The sequence below is a fragment of the Vicinamibacteria bacterium genome (assembly GCA_035570235.1).
Taxonomy (GTDB): Bacteria; Acidobacteriota; Vicinamibacteria; order Fen-336; family Fen-336; genus DATMML01.
Map to the genome: position 1 here is coordinate 73,986 of DATMML010000052.1, position 16,285 is coordinate 90,270.

Annotated in this window: 14 protein-coding genes; 6 read left to right on the forward strand and 8 right to left on the reverse strand. The window is 69.8% G+C overall.

All coding sequences use genetic code 11. The annotated features are described in order from the left end of the window. The first annotated feature begins 186 nt into the window (after nucleotides 1–186). Together VN461_10115 and VN461_10120 are read left to right on the forward strand one after the other, a co-directional pair. On the forward strand, nucleotides 187–996 hold the full coding sequence (locus VN461_10115; protein HXB55127.1) for a nuclear transport factor 2 family protein: 810 nt from the start codon (nucleotides 187–189) through the stop codon (nucleotides 994–996). A gap of 111 nt (nucleotides 997–1,107) precedes the next feature. After that, nucleotides 1,108–3,213, forward strand: coding sequence for a class I SAM-dependent methyltransferase (locus VN461_10120; GenBank protein HXB55128.1), 2,106 nt, complete (start codon nucleotides 1,108–1,110; stop codon nucleotides 3,211–3,213). On the opposite strand, the gene pxpB is transcribed toward VN461_10120, so the two are convergent. Continuing rightward, entirely contained in the window at nucleotides 3,208–4,809 is a 1,602-nt protein-coding gene (gene pxpB / locus VN461_10125) for a 5-oxoprolinase subunit PxpB (GenBank protein HXB55129.1), read from the reverse strand. The genes VN461_10120 and pxpB overlap by 6 nt on opposite strands. Nucleotides 4,810–4,814: 5 nt before the next feature. Further along, complete coding sequence (locus tag VN461_10130; protein ID HXB55130.1) at nucleotides 4,815–5,582, reverse strand: 5-oxoprolinase subunit PxpA; 768 nt, start codon at nucleotides 5,580–5,582, stop codon at nucleotides 4,815–4,817. A gap of 145 nt (nucleotides 5,583–5,727) precedes the next feature. On the opposite strand from VN461_10130, the gene VN461_10135 reads away from it, so the two are divergent. Then, nucleotides 5,728–6,654: an ABC transporter substrate-binding protein gene (locus VN461_10135; GenBank protein ID HXB55131.1), complete on the forward strand. Its 927-nt coding sequence runs from the start codon at nucleotides 5,728–5,730 to the stop codon at nucleotides 6,652–6,654. A gap of 2 nt (nucleotides 6,655–6,656) precedes the next feature. Then, nucleotides 6,657–7,169 (forward strand): DinB family protein, encoded by a 513-nt coding sequence (locus VN461_10140; protein HXB55132.1) that lies wholly within the window; start codon nucleotides 6,657–6,659, stop codon nucleotides 7,167–7,169. A 61-nt stretch (nucleotides 7,170–7,230) separates the two neighbouring features. Here VN461_10140 and VN461_10145 read toward each other — a convergent pair whose 3' ends face one another. The 6 genes from VN461_10145 to VN461_10170 form a co-directional block, all read right to left on the reverse strand. Further along, on the reverse strand, nucleotides 7,231–7,941 hold the full coding sequence (locus tag VN461_10145) for an ATP-binding protein (GenBank protein ID HXB55133.1): 711 nt from the start codon (nucleotides 7,939–7,941) through the stop codon (nucleotides 7,231–7,233). A 135-nt stretch (nucleotides 7,942–8,076) separates the two neighbouring features. Continuing rightward, on the reverse strand, nucleotides 8,077–8,844 hold the full coding sequence (locus tag VN461_10150) for a 3-hydroxyacyl-CoA dehydrogenase (GenBank protein HXB55134.1): 768 nt from the start codon (nucleotides 8,842–8,844) through the stop codon (nucleotides 8,077–8,079). Between the two features lie 14 nt (nucleotides 8,845–8,858). Next, nucleotides 8,859–9,698 carry an acetyl-CoA carboxylase, carboxyltransferase subunit beta gene (accD, locus tag VN461_10155; protein HXB55135.1) on the reverse strand — a complete coding sequence of 280 codons (840 nt, stop codon included), beginning with the start codon at nucleotides 9,696–9,698 and terminating at the stop codon, nucleotides 8,859–8,861. 17 nt (nucleotides 9,699–9,715) lie between these two features. Beyond that, complete coding sequence (locus VN461_10160) at nucleotides 9,716–9,943, reverse strand: hypothetical protein (GenBank protein ID HXB55136.1); 228 nt, start codon at nucleotides 9,941–9,943, stop codon at nucleotides 9,716–9,718. Nucleotides 9,944–9,986: 43 nt separating this feature from the next. After that, a complete protein-coding gene (locus VN461_10165) occupies nucleotides 9,987–11,789 on the reverse strand; it encodes a serine/threonine-protein kinase (GenBank protein ID HXB55137.1) in 1,803 nt (600 codons plus the stop codon). Nucleotides 11,790–11,886: 97 nt separating this feature from the next. Then, nucleotides 11,887–13,293 carry an APC family permease gene (locus VN461_10170; protein ID HXB55138.1) on the reverse strand — a complete coding sequence of 469 codons (1,407 nt, stop codon included), beginning with the start codon at nucleotides 13,291–13,293 and terminating at the stop codon, nucleotides 11,887–11,889. A gap of 134 nt (nucleotides 13,294–13,427) precedes the next feature. On the opposite strand from VN461_10170, the gene VN461_10175 reads away from it, so the two are divergent. Both VN461_10175 and VN461_10180 read left to right on the forward strand, forming a co-directional pair. Beyond that, a complete protein-coding gene (locus VN461_10175) occupies nucleotides 13,428–15,770 on the forward strand; it encodes a protein kinase (GenBank protein HXB55139.1) in 2,343 nt (780 codons plus the stop codon). Next, on the forward strand, nucleotides 15,763–16,285 hold a 523-nt coding region (locus VN461_10180), incomplete at its 3' end, for a hypothetical protein (GenBank protein HXB55140.1). The genes VN461_10175 and VN461_10180, both read left to right, overlap by 8 nt.

Genomic DNA, 16,285 nt, shown 5'->3' on the forward strand with positions numbered 1-16,285 from the left:
CCGGACCTGGAACCGAGGGACCAAGGTGCCTGCGCGTCGAGACGCCCCGGGTGCGATCACCCTTCGACCAAGTAGAGCCCCAAGGGCGAAGGAACGACGTCTCTACCCCGTCGAAGGTCGCCAGAGGCTCTCCTCGGTTGTCAAAGTCTCTGAGTGAAGCCGCTCCCAAATAGTTGCGGAGGAGAAATGTCGATCGCCGAATTCACAGTGCTGGCGCTATTTGGCGCCCTGGTGCAGCAAGCCGAGACCCGAGAGACCAAGCCCGCGGCCGAGACGCGCCAATGGTTCGAGACTGTCGAACAGCGTCTGATGAATGCGGTCGGATCGGGCGACAAGAGCGTCTGGGAGCGGGTCATGGATCCCTCCTGCGTCGTCACCTCGGAGGAGGGGCAGGTGATGACTCGGCAGGAGTTTCTCGATGACCTGCGCCCGCTACCCCCGGGGCTGACGGGCGACATCGCGGTAAAGGACCTGACGGTGCAGGAGTTCCCTGCCTTCGCGGTCGTCCGGTACCTGGCCGACGAGCGGGAAACCGTCTTCGGCCAGGCGCTCACGACCCAGTACCGCGTCACCGACACCTTCCGGCGTGACCGCGACAACTGGTGGATGGTGGCGTCCCATACCGCCGTGGTGACCCGCGACCCACCCTCCCAGGTCGTCTCGGCCGCTCACTGGCCGAGTTTTGTCGGGACGTATCAACTGCTCCCCGACGGCTGGACCTTCACCGTCGAGTTGCGCCAGGGCCGGCTGTACGGCGGACGCGATCCGAAGAATCTCGGACTCTTCGTCCCGCTGACTCCGGACGCCTTCGTGCTCTCGGGCCGACTTGGTGAATGGCTGTTCGTCGCGGAGCCAGGCGAAGCGGCCAGGATCGTCAGCTTCCGCAAGTTCGAGCCGCTGGTGTGGACCCGGGTAGGCCTTTCGGGGCGCTCAGGGGGCGTTCTCGAAAAGACTTCAGGGGGCATCAGCACCGACAACGGAAGCGCCAGAAACTGACGTAGCGCTGACGAGTTCCGCTTATTATCTGGGCGGCATGGCCCAGAAGAGTCGCCTCCCGCTCGCAGCTCAGGGCTCGGCGCAACGCGCCCTCGTCGCGGACCCCCGGGCGTGAGCCCGCGCGGGTGGCTTGCCGCGATCCGGGAATGGATGGGCGTCGGGGGGGCGCGGCCCTCGCCCCCGCCCCCGACGCCGCCCCGCCCCCCCGCCCTGGCGGAAGAGGAGCTGCTGGCCCGGGCCGAGGAGTTCAACCGCCATGCGGAGGTCTACTGGCAGGACGTGCGCGACGAGCCCTCGGGCCGCGCCCACGTCCTGAACAAACCGTTTGCGAGCGTGGCCGACGCCCCCGGAGTGCTCTACCGTCTGGGGCTCGCCCTCTCGGAGTTGGACCTCGGCCTCGGGCACACGGTCCTCGACTTCGGGGCTGGGAGCTGCTGGCTCTCCTCCTGCTTGAACCGCCTCGGGTGCCGCACCATCGCCCTCGACGTCAGCCCCACCGCGCTCGAGCTGGGCCGCGAGCTGTTCCGGCTGGACAGCCGCCACCGCCCCCAGCTGGAGCCCCGGTTCCTGCCCTACGACGGACACCGCATCCCCCTCCCCGACGCTTCCGTGGACCGGGTGATCTGCTTTGACGCCTTCCATCACGTCCCCAACCAGGACGAGGTGCTCTCCGAGATCCATCGCGTCCTCCGCGGGGGCGGGCGGGCAGTCCTGGCCGAGCCCGGCGAGGGCCATTCCCACGGCGAGCTCTCGCTCTTCGAGGTCGGGCGTTGCGGCGTGCTCGAGAACGAGCTGGAGGTGGGCGAGCTGGACGAGCGGGCCCGCCGCGCCGGCTTCACGGACGTGCGGCTCAAGCCCTACCCCGACCCCGACACCCTCGCCCTGAGCGCCAACGACTACCGGCGGCTTCTGGAGGGGGATCTCGCCGTCTTTCCCCTGCGCGCGCTCCAGGAGAGTCTCCGCCGCTTCTTCTTGGTGACTCTGATGAAGGGGGAGCCGGTGCGGGACAGCCGCAACCCGGGGCGGCTCGCGGCCGAGATCCGGCGCCGCGGGCCCGAGGGGGCCTTGCGGGGACGCGGAGGGGCCCTGCTCGAGCTGCCGCTCACGGTGCGCAACACCGGCGACACCCATTGGCGGCACCAAGTGGACGAAGTGGGTGGTTACGTCATGTTGGCCGGACACCTCCTCGACCCCGACGGCCGCCTCCTGCGCCAGGGCTTCTTCCGGACCCCGCTGCCGGGCCCGGTGTCGCCGGGGGCGGAGGTGGATCTCGTGGCCGAGGTGCCCTTGCCCGCGGAGCTGGGGCGTTACCTCCTGCGGATGGACCTCGTCGACGAGCGCCTCATGTGGTTCAGCCAGGCGGGCTCGCCCACCCTCGACCTGGCCCTGCAGGTGGACGCCCTCGCCCCGGGTACCGATCCCGAGGGCCTGCGCGCTCTGCTCTCGGCCTCCGTGCCCGCGGGCGGTCTGCGGGCCGCGGCCGGGGTGCTCGTGACCTTCCCGGTGCGGCTGTCGAACCGGGGCCGGGAGGCCTGGCCGAACGCGCCCGAGCCCCGCCCGGGCTCGGTGAGTCTGGCCGGGCACCTGCTGGACGGTCAAGGCGAGGTGATTACCCGCGACGTCCTCCACCTCGCGCTCCCCCGGCCGGTCGCGCCGGGTGAGGGGGTGGAGATGGACTGCGTTTTTCGCGCCCCCGTGGCCCCCGGCCGCTATCGACTGAAGCTGGACCTCGTGATGGAGCTCGTCTGCTGGTTCGAGCAGCGGGGCTCCTCACCCCTGGAGGTGGACCTTCTGGTCACGGAGGAAGCCCCCGACAGCACGAACCCCGGCCTCCTGCGCGCGATGATCGAGCTCGCGGAAGCCGCGCCCCCCCGCGCCCGTCCCCAAGCCCGTCTGTCCGTCCGCGTGCGTCTGACCAACATGGGCAACACGCTTTGGCGCTGCCGACCTCCGGGGGGGCGAGGACAGGTGGCGCTGGGCGGTCACCTCCTGGACGAGCGTCGGGAAGTGCTGGCACAGGATCACTGGCGCACGCCCCTGCCCCGGGACGTTCCCCCCGGCGACCGCCTGGAGATCCGGGCCGAGGTCGAGGTGCCCTCGGCCCCGGGCCGCTACGCGCTCGAGCTGGACATGGTGGACGAGGGCATCGCCTGGTTCGGCTCCCTGGGCTCACCCACGCTGCAGATCCCGTTCGAGGTCGCAGGGGGCCCGCTATAGCTCTGGCAGCGCCCGCTGCGCCTCCTCCACGTCCACGGCCGCGAAGCGCACCCGGCTTTGACCGGGCAGGGCCTGAGCCAGGAGGGGCAGGTCGGCCGTGATCACGGTCGCGATCTTGGGATAGCCGCCGGTGGTGGGGCCATCCGCCATCATCACTATGGGCTGGCCGTCGGGCGGAACCTGGATCGAGCCCATCACCATCCCGTCGGAGAGGATCTCGGCCGGACCACGGTGGGAGAGCGGCCGGCCCACGAGCCGGCAGCCCACGCGGTCGGAGGCGGGTCCCACCGTGTAGGGCTCGGCGAGGAAGCTCGCCACCGACTCCGGCCGCAGGTGATCCGCCTGGGGACCGAGAACGACCCTAACCTTCTCCGTGGCGGGGGCCTCCGGGGAACGGATCGAGCGCTCTCCTCCCGGCGGAGGGGGGCCCAGAGCCAGCGCGTCGCGCGCGCGGAGCGGGCGGCCCTCGAGGCCGCCGAAGCCGCTCCCCAGATCGGTCGAGCGCGAGCCCAGGACTAGAGGCACTTCGATTCCGCCCGCCAGAGCCAGGTAGGCGCGGCACCCGGCCCCGCGCCCCGCGAAGCGGAGAATGTTTCCCGGACGGGCGAGCACGCCGGTGCCCACGGGAACCGGCCATGTGCCCAGGTCCTCGCGTTCCAGGACCGCGCCGAGGTCGGCGCCGGCGAGGGCAAAGCGCACGGGGGCCAGGAACCGGAGCACGGGCCCGACCACCGTGCATTCCAGCGCGGGCGCGTCCGGGGGGTTGCCGAGCAGGCGGTTGGCCGCGCGATGGGCAGGGGCGTCCATGGGACCCGCCCAGGTCACCCCGAGCCGCCGATGGCCGAAGCGGCCCCCGTCCTGGATGGTGGTCAGGAGGCCAGGATCGAGCACCTCGAGCACGGGGGCCGCGCTCGCCCGCGGGGGCGCCAGAGGGGCCGCACCACCGGGCAGCTCACGCACGGGCTGGAAGCGCACGCGGTCCCCGGGCAGGATTAGAGCGGGCGGCTGGGCGCCGGGATCGAAGAGGCGCAGGGAGGTGCGGCCCAGGAGGCTCCACCCGCCGGCGGAGGCCACGGGGTAGACGCCGGTCTGCCTGCCCGCGATGGCCACGGAGCCTCCGGGCACCCTGAGGCGCGGCGTGGCCCGCCGCGGGGTCTCCAGAGAATCGGGCAGGGGACCGAGGTAGGCGAAGCCGGGGGTGAAGCCCAGCATGAAGGCCACGTACTCGGGCGCGCAATGTCGGGCGATCAACTCCGCCTCGGAGAGGCCGCGCGCATGGGCCACCTCCGCCAGGTCGGGTCCGTCTTCACCTCCGTAGAGGGTGGGGATCGTGACGAGTCGCCCCGGTGCTTCCTCATCCCTCCCCGCCGCGGCCCGCTCCCGCAGGAGGTGAGAGACCTCCTCGAATCCGCTCCGGTGCGCGTCGTAGAGGACGAGGAGCGACCGGTGGGTGGGGACCGACTCCCGAAAACCGGGGAAGGGCCGCTCGGCCAGCGCGCGGTCCAAGGCGCGCACCCGGGCGTTCAGGACTCCATCCAGCCGGTCCCCGAACTCGAAGGTGAGGGCGGAGTCCCCGACCGGCAGGACCCGCGGCAAACCGGTCAACGATCCAGGGCCCGGACCGCGACCCCCGCCGTTTCCAGGGCTCCGCGCACGGCCCGGGCGAGGGCGACTGCGTTCGGGGTGTCGCCGTGGAGGCAGAGGGTGTCGGCCTGCAGCCGCACCTCGGAGCCGTCCCCCGCCGTCACCACCCCGTCGCGGGCGATGCGGACGGCCTGGGCGGCGACCGTCTGCGGGTCCGTCATCACTGCCCCCCGATGGGCGCGGGAGCGTAGGGTGCCGTCCCGCTCGTAAACGCGGTCCGCGAAAGCCTCCGCCGCGAAGCGCAGGCCCTCGGCCTCGGCCGCGCGCCGCATGACGCCGGAGGAAGCGAGGCCGACCAGGATCAGCTCGCGTCCGGCGCGGGCCACGCCCCGGGCCACGGCCGCGGCCAGTCGCTCGTCCCCCACCGCCTGGTTGTAGAGGGCGCCGTGCGGCTTCACGTGCGTGAGCCGGGTGCCGTGGCTGGATGCGAAGGCGGCCAGGGCGCCCACTTGGTAGACGATGTCGGCCACTACCTCGTCGGGATCGGCGGCGATGACCCGCCGGCCAAAGCCACGCAGGTCCCAGTGGCCGGGGTGGGCCCCCACCGCCACTCCCGCCTGAACGGCCCCCGCGACCGTGCGGTCGATCACGCTGGGATCGCCGGCGTGAAACCCGCAGGCCACGTTGGCGGAGGTCACGAAGGCCAGGACCTCGGCGTCGGCCCCCATGCTGTAGGCGCCGAAGCTCTCTCCCAGGTCGGCGTTGAGATCGATCCGGGCTCCCATGGGTCGGAGACTACGCCTCCTCCCCCCTTTCGTAAAGATCCCGGACCGGCCGCTAGGAAGTCGGTTAAGGAAGGACCCGCTCCGCCGAGCGGGCAACCATACCTGGGGGTTCCGTGCCAAGATACGAGGTGGCGCGGAGGGCGGCATGCGCATCGCATCTCTTCTCGCGAGCGGTACCGAGCTGGTCTGTGCCCTCGGCGCGGGCGACTCCCTGGTCGCGCGGTCCCACGAGTGCGACCACCCGGAGTGGGTTCGGGGCCTGCCGGCTCTGAGCCGACCGACCTTCGACACCAGCCTGGCGAGCTGTGAGATCGACAGGGTGGTGAGGGAGCGCCTGCGCGCTGGCCAACCGCTCTACGAAGTGGACGAGGAGCTTCTGGCCGCCCTGGCCCCGGACGTCCTGATCACGCAAACGCACTGCGAGGTCTGCGCGGTGACCCCGGCGGACTTGACCCAGGAGGCCGCCCTCCGCCTGCGGCGCACGCCCGTGGTCGCCCTCGCGACCGGAACGCTGGATGGCATTCTCGAGGGCTTCTTGAACGTCGCCGGTGTTATCGAGAGGCGGGAGGCCGGCGAAGAGCTCGTGACGGGGATCCGGCGGCGGCTGGCTCTCATCCAGGAAAAAACCCGTCCCCTCCCCCAACCCACGGTTGTCTGCCTGGAATGGATCGATCCCATCTTCCTGATGGGGAACTGGGGGCCCGAACTCGTGGCCCAAAGCGGTGGGACGGAACTGCTGGGCGCGCCGGGCGGGCACTCCGTGGGCGCGCAGTGGGAGGACGTCCTCCGCGCCGACCCTCTCGTGCTGCTCGTGGCGCCCTGCGGCTTTGGAATCGAGCGAACACTTACGGAGATGCCGATCCTGGCCAAGAAGCCCGGATGGAATGATCTTCGGGCCGTCCGCTCCGGACGGGTCGTCGTGGCCGACGGAAACCGGTACTTCCACCGTTCGGGCCCGGGCATCCTCGAGACGGCGGAGATCCTGGCCGAGATCCTCCACCCCCACGAGTTCCCCCCCCGCCACGAGAATAAGGCGTGGCAGTCTTATCCCTCGAGACGCGGGGTCCACTAGAGTTGGAGAGATCCAGCCTCTCGCCTCTGCTCCTGGACAAGGTTCGGGAACAAGTGGAGAGGACGCAGCACCTTCTTGGGCTCATCCCGCGAGACCGGCAGTCGTGGAGGCCGGGTTTTCCCGGTCTCACCGTCGGCGATCTCCTAGGCCATATCCTTGAGTGTCTGGCCGGTTTCTGCGCCGCCCTGTATCAGGCCAACCCGGAGCGCCTGGCCCACTTCCTCGAACTCAAGGCCCTCCCCGTCAACCATTCGTGCGGTGTGGAGGAGGCGAGGGGTCGCATCAGCTCCTACCTGGGCCACATCGAGGAGGGGTTCAGCCTCGTGAGCGACGAACAAATGTCTCGCGTCGTGCCGACCCTGTTTGTCCCCGAGGGAGAGGCGCTCTTCACCATCCTCCTCGGCAACCTGGAGCACCTGACCAACCACAAGTACCAGCTATTCGTGTACCTCAAGATGCTCGAGGTGCCGGTCGCGACCCCCGATCTCTACCGGCTCCGCGGCCAGGGAGGCTAGGGAGGGGCAGGCCCAACTGCGCCCTCAAGCCAGCTCTGGTCGCGGCTCACCAGGGTCGACCTCAATTGCTGGGTTCCCGCCTCCGCGGAGGCCCGGGCTCAACCGTGGCCAGCAGATCTGCGAACACGAACCCGTCACGTGAGACGACCTCGCCCAAAGACACGGGCACCGGATAGCGGAACATGGGCCCATCGAAGGCGAAGGTATGGAATTCACCGTTCTCGCCGCACGGATCCACGCCGGAAGGCAGGCCTTCGAGCAGTTGGGCGTCGAACTCCCGGCCCGCGAAGGAGGCGGGCAGGACGCGGGGATCCACGCAAGTGAGGCGGGCGCGCAGACCGCCCGCGATCATCTCCCGCGCCAGGGCAGCCGTGGGTCGGCCCCAGAGGGGAAAGTGCAGGCTCAGGCCCATCCCTTGAATGTGCCGCTCCCGGTAGCGGCGGATGTCTTCGAGGAAAAGGTCGCCAAAGGCGATGCCCTGGATGCCCTTCCCGCGGGCGTCGACCAGTGCCTCCGTTAGCGCGGTTTCGTAGACCTCGTTGGGGCAGGGATACGGGATCATCACCGTGGTGAGAGGCAGGTCGACGGCCCGGGCTTGTGCTTCCGCCAGCTCCCGCCGCACCGCGTGCATAGCCACCCGGTCGAAAGCCTCGTTGAGGGTCGTGAGGAGGCCGACCACCTCGATGTCCTCGCGGGCTTTGAGAACGTGAAGGCTCCACGCGCTGTCTTTGCCGCTGCTCCAGGCTAGCAGCACCGGCTCACGATGGCTCATGGTTGGCCTCGGACCCGCGGCGGCAAGACGGGGGCCGTTCTCGACGCGGGGAGGGAGCGATCTCGGCCCGCGCTCGTTGTCGGTGAGGCCACGGATCGCGCCCGCTCACTCGTCGTGGCCTGAAAGAGCGGCGTCCTACTTCGGCGCCATCCGCAACGCGCCGTCGAGGCGGATCACCTCGCCGTTCAGCATCTCGTTCTCCACGATGTGGCGGACGAGGGCGGCGTACTCGTCGGGCCGGCCCAGGCGGGAGGGGAAGGGCACCTGCTGCCCCAGCGAGACCCGGGCCGCCTCGGGAAGGCCGGCCAGGAGCGGGGTGTCGAAGATCCCGGGGGCGATGGTCACCACCCGGATGCCGCTTCGGGCCAGCTCGCGGGCGATGGGCAGGGTCATGCCCACGATTCCGCCCTTGGAGGCGGAGTAGGCGGCTTGGCCGATCTGCCCTTCGAAGGCGGCCGCGGAGGCGGTGTTCACGATCACGCCCCGCTCGCCCGCGGGGTTCGGGGAGCCCGCCGCCATGGCGGCCGCGGCCAGGCGGATCACGTTGAAGGTGCCGATCAGGTTGATGCGGATCGTCCGCTCGAAGAGCTGCAGGGGATGGGGCCCGTTCTTGCCCAGCACCTTCTCCGCCGTCGCGATGCCGGCCGCGTTCACCACCCCTTGGAGCCCGCCGAAGCGCTCCACGGCCGTGCCCACCGCCTTCTGGACGTCCTCCTCGCGAGTCACGTCCGTGGGCACGAAGGCCGCCTTCCCTCCGAGCTCCCGGGCCGTCCGCTCCCCGGTCTCGGCGTTCACGTCCAGGATCACGACGTTGCCGCCCGCCCCCGCGAGCATGCGGGCCGTGGCCCCGCCCAGGCCGGAGGCCCCGCCGGTGACGAGGAACGTGCTGCCCGCGATCTTCATGAGGGCCCCCGCTCCTAGTCCAGGAAGAGCTTCAGACTGCGCACGAGCGTCTTCTTCAGCTCCCGGCGGTCCACCACCATGTCCACCATCCCGTGCTCGAGGAGGAAGTCGGACCGCTGGAAGCCCTCCGGCAGCTTCTGGCGGATGGTCTGCTCGATCACGCGCGGCCCCGCGAACCCGATGAGGGCGCCCGGCTCCGCGATGTTCAGGTCGCCCAGCATGGCAAAGGAGGCCGTCACCCCCCCGGTGGTGGGATCGGTGAGGACGCTGAGGAAGGGAACTCGGGCCTCGTTCAGCTTAGCGAGGGCGGCCGAGATCTTGGCCATCTGCATGAGGGAGAGGGTCCCCTCCATCATGCGCGCGCCCCCGGAGCAGGAGACCACGATCAGGGGGAGGCGCTGCTTGCTCGCTCTTTCCACCGCTCGCGTCACCTTCTCCCCCACCACCACCCCCATCGAGCCCCCGATGAAGGCGTACTCCATGGCCGCGACCACGGTCCGGATGCCGCCCAAAGGACCCACCGCGGAGATGAGGGCGTCCCAACTGTTGGTCTTGGCCTTGCCGTCCCGGAGGCGGGCCGCGTAGCTCTTGGTGTCGACGAACCCCAGGGGGTCGGAGCTCACCAGGTTCTGATCAAACTCCTCCCAGGGCGAGTCGAAGAGCATCTCCAGGCGCTCGCGGGCGGAGATGCGGAAATGGAAGTTGCACTTCGTGCAGACGCTCTGGTTCTTCAGGAGGTCCTTCCGATAGAGGATCTCCTTGCAGGAGCTGCACTTGATCCAGAGCCCTTCCGGGACCCGGCTCTCCTGCTCCCGGGGGGGGAGGGGAGTCTGCTCGCGCTTGAACCAGGCCATGCGCTAGCCCCGCCCCCTCAACTGTCCTCCTCCTCGTCCCGGTCGAGCTCGTTCTCGACCCCCAGGATCTTGCAGGCCCCGTCGTAGATCTGCTTGGCCGCGTTCTTGGCGCTCTGAAGCTCCGCCAGCCGCTCCTTGACCTTGGCCAGCTCCTCCTCGATCTGGCCGTTGAGGTCGTTAATCTGCTTGCGCGTCATCTCCAGGGTGTGCTGGTAGAACTTGACCTGATCCTCCGAGAGCGTCATTCCCCCCTGCCTCCTCGGCCCCCCGCTCCCGCGGGAGGCGCCGTCACTTGATCCCGAACTTCTTCAGGAGCGCGTCCAACGACGTCTTTTCGGGGGCGTCTTTCTTGCCCCCCATCTCCGCGGAGGCGGCCCCCAGCGGTCCCGCCTCCAGCTCCGCCCCCAGGTCCGCGGGGTCGGGGAGGGAAGCGCGGTGCTCCCCGGACGAGTGGTCGTCCGGCAGTGCCTCCTCGCGCTCCTGGCGGTCGAAGAGGAGTTCCATGAACCGGCCGAGCTCGTTGGCAGACAGCGGCGGCCGCTCGTGCAGGATCCGCTCCAGTCCCCGGCCCATCTCCGCCGCGTCCTGGAAGCGCCGGGAGGGGTCCCGATCGAGGGCCCTCCGGAGCAGCTTGTCCAGGGTGTCTGCGATCTGCGGGTTCACGGACTTTGGGGGCGCGATGTGGCACTGCCGGACCAGCTCCAGGATGCTCATCTCCGAGCCCCCGCCCGCGGCCAGGAAGGGCTTTTGGTCGGTGACGATCTCGTAGAGCACGATGCCCAGGGAGAAGAGGTCGCTCCGGCAGTCCATCGGCTTGCCCCACGCCTGCTCGGGGCTCATGTAGAGCAGCTTGCCCCGCAGCGCCCCCCGGTCGGTGGTGGAGGCCTTGGTGGCGGCCTTGGCGATGCCGAAGTCGGTGAGCTTCACCTCGCCCTCGAAGGAAATCAGGATGTTCTGGGGACTGACATCGCGGTGGACGATCTGCATGGGCCGCCCCCGGTCATCCCGCTTGCGGTGGGCGTACTCCAGGGCGGAGCACACGTTGCTCACGATCCTGAGGCCGAGCTCGAGGGGGATGCGGGGCCCCTTCTCCTTGGCCCGGCGCATGATGGTGCGAAGGTCCCGGCCATGGACGTACTCCATGGCGATGTAGTAGCTCTTATCGATGCGGCCGAGGTCGAAGATCTGGACGATGTTCGGGTGGGTGAGGCCGGCCACCATCTTGGCCTCGTTCACGAACATGTCCACGAACTCCTTGTTGTCGGAGAGGTGGGGGAGGATCCGCTTCACGGCCACGATCTTCTCGAACCCCTCGACCCCGCTGCGCTTGGCCTTGAACACCTCGGCCATGCCCCCGACCGCCACCCGATCCAGCAGGCGGTAGGGGCCATAGACGTCGTCCCGCCACGTGCCCGCGTCACGGAAGGGCGGACGCTCGGGGGGAGGCTCGGGAGGAGCGGGCCTCCCAAGCGCGTCCTCGGCCAGGGCCGCCAGATCCAGGGCCGGGTCCTCCGAGAGCTGAGGCTGGGGGGGCGCCACCTGGAACTTTGCAGCCGTCCGGCTGGTGGGCGGGGCGAGATCGTCCCCGTCCTCGGGAACAGGCCGGGTCGGGGCCGCAGGGGCGGGAGCCTGCGCGGGGGCGAAGATGGCGTCGATGTTGACGGGGGCCCCCCTCTCGGGGGCGCCCCCGGTGGGATCTTCCTCCCCTTCCAGGGGGTCCAACCGGGCCAGCAAGATGTCGACCTCGGCCTTCACCTCGTCCGGGATCTCGGGCCGCGCCTTCTTGAGCGGGGCTCGCCCCACCTCCTCTGGATCGGAGAAGGCCGTGATCAGCGCCGAGACGTCTTCGGGGAGGATCTCGCCTTTGGGGCCCGCCTGCCCCTTGGGAGGGGCTGCCGGCTCGGAGATCTTGACCTTGATCGGCTCCCGGTGCGTTGGGGATGGACCCCCCTTCTCGGGGGCGGCGGCGTCCACCATGTCCCCGAACAAATCCTGGGATGTCAGCAGGTCCTGGCCCGGGCGGTCCGGGGCGGAGCCGCGCGGGGACGAGGCGGCTGGCTTCTGGCTATCTTTGCTGCGAGTTGCTTTCATCACTGGCTTCGGGCGGCCAAGACGGGCCCGGACGGGCTCGGAAGGACCCTCATGAGGATAGGCCAGAAGGAGCGCTTAAGTCAACATGCGTCTGAAGTTACGGCCGCCGATGGCGCCAGAACCAGTAAGCAGGAAGGCCGAGCGCGGTCAGGAGCAGCCCCAAGCCGGCATTCCGGGGATCGGCAATCGGGATGTAAACCACGAAGAAGAGGGCGACCAGGATGTAGAGGGCGGGCAGCACCGGGTACCCCCAGACCCGATACGGCCGGTGCAGGTTCGGCTGGCGGTAGCGCAGGACGAAGAGCCCCGCCACGGTGAGGACGTTGAAGAGCAGCGACGAAAACGCGGTCAGGGTCAACAGATCGCTATAGGTCCCGGTCAGGGTGAGCCCGGCCGCGACCGCGCCATGCAGGAGGAGGGCCTGGACCGGCGTCCGGTACCGGGGATGGACGGTAGCCACCCCCCGGAAGAAGAAGCCATCCCGTCCCATGGCGTACACCACGCGGGCCCCGGCCAGGGTGAGGCCGTTGACGCAGCCGAACGTGGAGATGAGGATCGCCACCGCGATGAAGGCTCCCCCCGGGGAGCCGATCATGCGCACGGCCGCCTCGGTCGCGATGCGGTTCTCCTTGACCCCCGCCATCTCCGAGATGGGGACGAGGTAGAGGTAGACCGCGACCGCCGAGCAGTACACGGCGGTGACGCCGAGGGTGCCCAAGAACAGGGAGCGGGGGAGGTTGCGCTCGGGGTCCTTCACTTCCTCGGCCGCGAAGGTAATGGAGTTCCACGCGTCGTAGCTGAAGAGGGCCTTGCTCATGGCCCCCGCCAGGGCGGCCAGGAGCCCCATCTCGACGCCCTTGGCCCCGAGCTCCAGGCCCACGATGGGCGTGAAGTGGGCGGTCGAGCCTTTGGCCGTGGCCAAGGCCAGGACCACCAGCACTGCCACCGCCGCCACCTTCGCGATCGTGAAGATGTTCTGGACGGTCGCCCCCGTGCGCAGGCCCGTGATGTTGACGTAGGTGAGGGCGGCGATGACCACGAGGGCCACGGCCTGGGCGGTGCTGAACGCGAAACCGCCCACCTGGAAGAGAACCGTGGCCTCGCCCACCCCGGGCAGGAAGAAGCCCAGGGTCTTAGCGAAGGCCACCGCCACCGCGGCCACGAAGCCGGTGTTGATGGCCAAGAGGAAAGTCCATCCGTAAAGGAAGCCCCAGAGGGGGGTGAAGGCCTCGGAGAGGAACACGTACTGGCCACCCGCCCGGGGCAGGGCGGCCGCCATCTCCCCGTAGGAGAGGGCGCCGAAGAGGGTGAGGACGCCGCCCAGGACCCACAGGCCGAGGAGCAGACCGGGGGTCTGGAGGTAGCCGGCCATGATGGAGGGGGCGAAGAAAATCCCCGACCCGATCACGCTCCCCACGATGAGGGTAGTCGCGTCCAGGAGCCCCAAGCCGCGCACGAGCCCCCCGCCGACCCGGGCCGCCGCGGTCTTGGCCGCCTCACCCATGCGCTCGCCTCCCCCCGAAGATGCGGAGTGGCCGGAGGATAGCATGGAGGGGCCATCGCGCGAGGGCCCAGGGCTCTGCTATAATCCGGCGTCCCTCAAGAACGGGCGCGCTCCTGGAGGGGTGCCGACCCCCCATGCTGGATCTCCTCTTCCCTTACATTCCGTGGATCCTGGGCCTGATCGCCGTCGTCGTCGCCTACCAGAAGCTCTCCCCCAAACTCCGGGTCCGGGTTCCCGGCACGGGCATCAGCAAGGAGGACGTCGTCGGCAAGATCCTGGGGCCCCGGTACGCGGAGGCCAAGCTCCAGAAGACGATCGAGAAGTTCAAGAAGCAGGGCAACTGGTTGGCCGCCGGCAAGATGCTGGAGGACAACGAACATCTGGAAGCGGCCGCGGAGACCTACCTGGAAGGCAACGAAAACTGGGCGGCCGCCTCCCTCTACGAGAAGATGGGCCGGACGGAGCGGGCGGCCGAGCTGTTCCTGCAGGCGGGCGACCACAAGAAGGGGGCCCAGCTGCTGGTGTCGGCGGGGAAGCCGACCCGGGCGGCGGCCCTGTTCCAGGAGAAGGGGAACAACCTCGAAGCGGCCCGGCTCTACGGCGTAGGGGGCGCCTGGGACAAGGCGGCCGAGCTCTACGCCCGCAGCGGATATCCGCTGCGGGCAGCCGAGGCCTACGCGAAAACCGGCGAGTTCCTGAAAGCGGCGGAGAGCTACGAGAAGCACTTCATGGAGAACGTCTCCTTCTCCACGAGCTTCTCCTCCTCCGGGCCCTCCGCGGACCAAAAGGCTGCGCTTTTGGCCGGCCAGCTCTTCGAGAAGGCGCAAGACCCGAAGCGGGCCTTCCAGATCTACTCGAAGGGGGACTTCTTCAAAGAGGCTGCCCGTGTCGCCCAGAGCCTGGGCCAGTTCGCGAAGGCGGCCGAGCTCTACTTGCGGGCCGAGGACCCGGCCTCCGCCGCCGCCGCCTGTGATCAGGGGGGCGATCCCGTGCGCGCGGCCAACCTGCGCGGCGAGGTCGCCTTCAAGGCGGACCGTCAGGCGGAGGCGGCGGCCTTTTTCCAGCAGGGGCACGATTTCCTGCGGGCGGCCGAGCTCTTCGAGTCCGTGAACATGCTGGCGGAAGCCGCGGGGGCCTACGAAGCCGGGGATAGCTTCGCGGCCGCCGGATCCGTCTACATCCGGGCCGGCCTCAAGGACCGAGCGGCGGCGAGCTATGAGCGGGGGGGCGAGCTCGAGACCGCGGCCAAGCTCTACGAAGAGGTGGGGAACGCAACCAAGGCCACCGAGCTCTACGCCAAGGCCGGCCTCACCTTCAAGAGCGGGGAGGCCGCGGCCAAGGCGGGAGAGCGCGACAAGGCCATCGCCCTCCTCCAGCGGGTGGGGGCGAGCGACGAGTACTATCGGGCCGCCACCGAGCTTCTGGCCCGCCTCTTCATCGAGGCGCGCATGCAGGGCCTGGCCATCGAGCGGGTGCAGAAGGCGATCGCCGGGCAACCGGTCTCGTCCGCCAACCTCGATCTGTACTATTGGCTGGCCCTGGCCCATGAGACCTCCGGCAATGGGGCCGAGGCCCTGGGCATCTACAAGAAGATCCAATCTGAGGACCTCCGTTTCCGCGACGTCGAGAAGCGGGTGGCGCGGCTGGCGGCGGGCGGTGTGACCGCCCCCCCCTCCGCCCCTGCCTCCCGGGCCCCCACGCCCTCCGCCCCTCGAGTGCCCCCCCCCGCCCTGCCCAAGGGCCAGCGCTTCACTCCTAAGGAGGAGATCGGACGCGGGCCGCTGGGGAAAGTCTTCCGGGCCGAGGACCAGGTCGACGGCCGCAGCGTGGCCCTCCGGGTGATCCGCGCCGAAGCCCTGAAGGGCGACGGCGTGCTCTCCGGCCTGGTGGCGGACCTCAAGGCCGCGGCTCAGCTCTCCCATCCCAATCTGGTGAAGGTCCTGGGCATGGTGGAGGTGAACGGCGAGCGCTGCCTGGTGACGGAGCTCGTGCAGGGAAAGAACTTTGCGGAGGCGCTCAAGGCCGGGCGCAAGATGAGCTTCGCCCAGGTGCACGGCCTCGGGCGCGTGCTCGCCCAGACCCTCTCCGTCATTCACGGGCGCCAGCTGGTCCACGGCTCCATCCAGCCCTCCAACATCATGGTGGCCTCGGGCGTATTGAAGATCGCCGACCTGGGCCTGGGTCGGCTGGCTCACGCCGCGAACTCCCCCGACAACTATCGGTCTCCCGAGAACCGGCTCGATGCGGGGGGCGACCTCTACTCGATGGCGGCGGTGGTCTACCACCTGCTCACCGGCACCCATCCCAAGGCGCACCCCCAGGGCGTGGGGCTCCCCCTGCCCAGCACGCTCGCCCCCGGCGTCCCGGAGGCCATCGACAAGCTCCTCCTCCGTTGCCTCCACCCCCGCGAGGAGCTGCGCTTCGCCACCGCGGAGGAGATCCTGGTCGAGCTCAAGGACATGGTGAAGATTGGCTAGCTGTCCCCTCTGCCGCCAGCGCAAGGGGAAGCGGCGGTGTCCCGCCAAGGGGGCGGAGATCTGCTCGCACTGCTGCGGCACGAAGCGACGAATCGAGATCGACTGCCCCGACGACTGCGTCTACCTCCGGGGGCCGGTGGCTTGGGCGGGCCGGGAGACGGAGCGGCAGCGGGACCTGCGCCGGCTGGCCCCGCACTTTCAGGAGCTGAGCGACGAACAGAGCCGCCTGTTCTTCATAACCCTCGTCGGGATCACCGCCATCCACTCCCGGCGCACGGACCTGGACGACAAGCTCCTGATCCAGGCCGTGACCGCCTTCCGCAAGACGGTGGAGACGCGGGGTCGCGGGATCCTCTACGACCACCAGGCGGAGGACCTGCGGGCCCAGGGGCTGGTCCACGACCTGCGCGCTCTCTTCGAGGCCCGGGATGAGGAGGGCAAGGCGACCGCCCCCGACGACCGGGACCTGCAGGCCGTGCTCCAATCGCTGGAGTCCGCCCTGGGGGAGTCGATCC

Bases quoted from the DNA above. Each gene is read 5' to 3' on its own strand.
- VN461_10150 (HXB55134.1), bottom strand. From the start codon at position 8,844: ATGAAGATCGCGGGCAGCACGTTCCTCGTCACCGGCGGGGCCTCCGGC.
- VN461_10160 (HXB55136.1), bottom strand. From the start codon at position 9,943: ATGACGCTCTCGGAGGATCAGGTCAAGTTCTACCAGCACACCCTGGAG.
- VN461_10175 (HXB55139.1), top strand. From the start codon at position 13,428: ATGCTGGATCTCCTCTTCCCTTACATTCCGTGGATCCTGGGCCTGATC.
- VN461_10115 (HXB55127.1), top strand. From the start codon at position 187: ATGTCGATCGCCGAATTCACAGTGCTGGCGCTATTTGGCGCCCTGGTG.
- VN461_10165 (HXB55137.1), bottom strand. From the start codon at position 11,789: ATGAAAGCAACTCGCAGCAAAGATAGCCAGAAGCCAGCCGCCTCGTCC.
- VN461_10130 (HXB55130.1), bottom strand. From the start codon at position 5,582: ATGGGAGCCCGGATCGATCTCAACGCCGACCTGGGAGAGAGCTTCGGC.
- VN461_10170 (HXB55138.1), bottom strand. From the start codon at position 13,293: ATGGGTGAGGCGGCCAAGACCGCGGCGGCCCGGGTCGGCGGGGGGCTC.
- VN461_10135 (HXB55131.1), top strand. From the start codon at position 5,728: ATGCGCATCGCATCTCTTCTCGCGAGCGGTACCGAGCTGGTCTGTGCC.
- accD (HXB55135.1), bottom strand. From the start codon at position 9,698: ATGGCCTGGTTCAAGCGCGAGCAGACTCCCCTCCCCCCCCGGGAGCAG.
- VN461_10145 (HXB55133.1), bottom strand. From the start codon at position 7,941: ATGAGCCATCGTGAGCCGGTGCTGCTAGCCTGGAGCAGCGGCAAAGAC.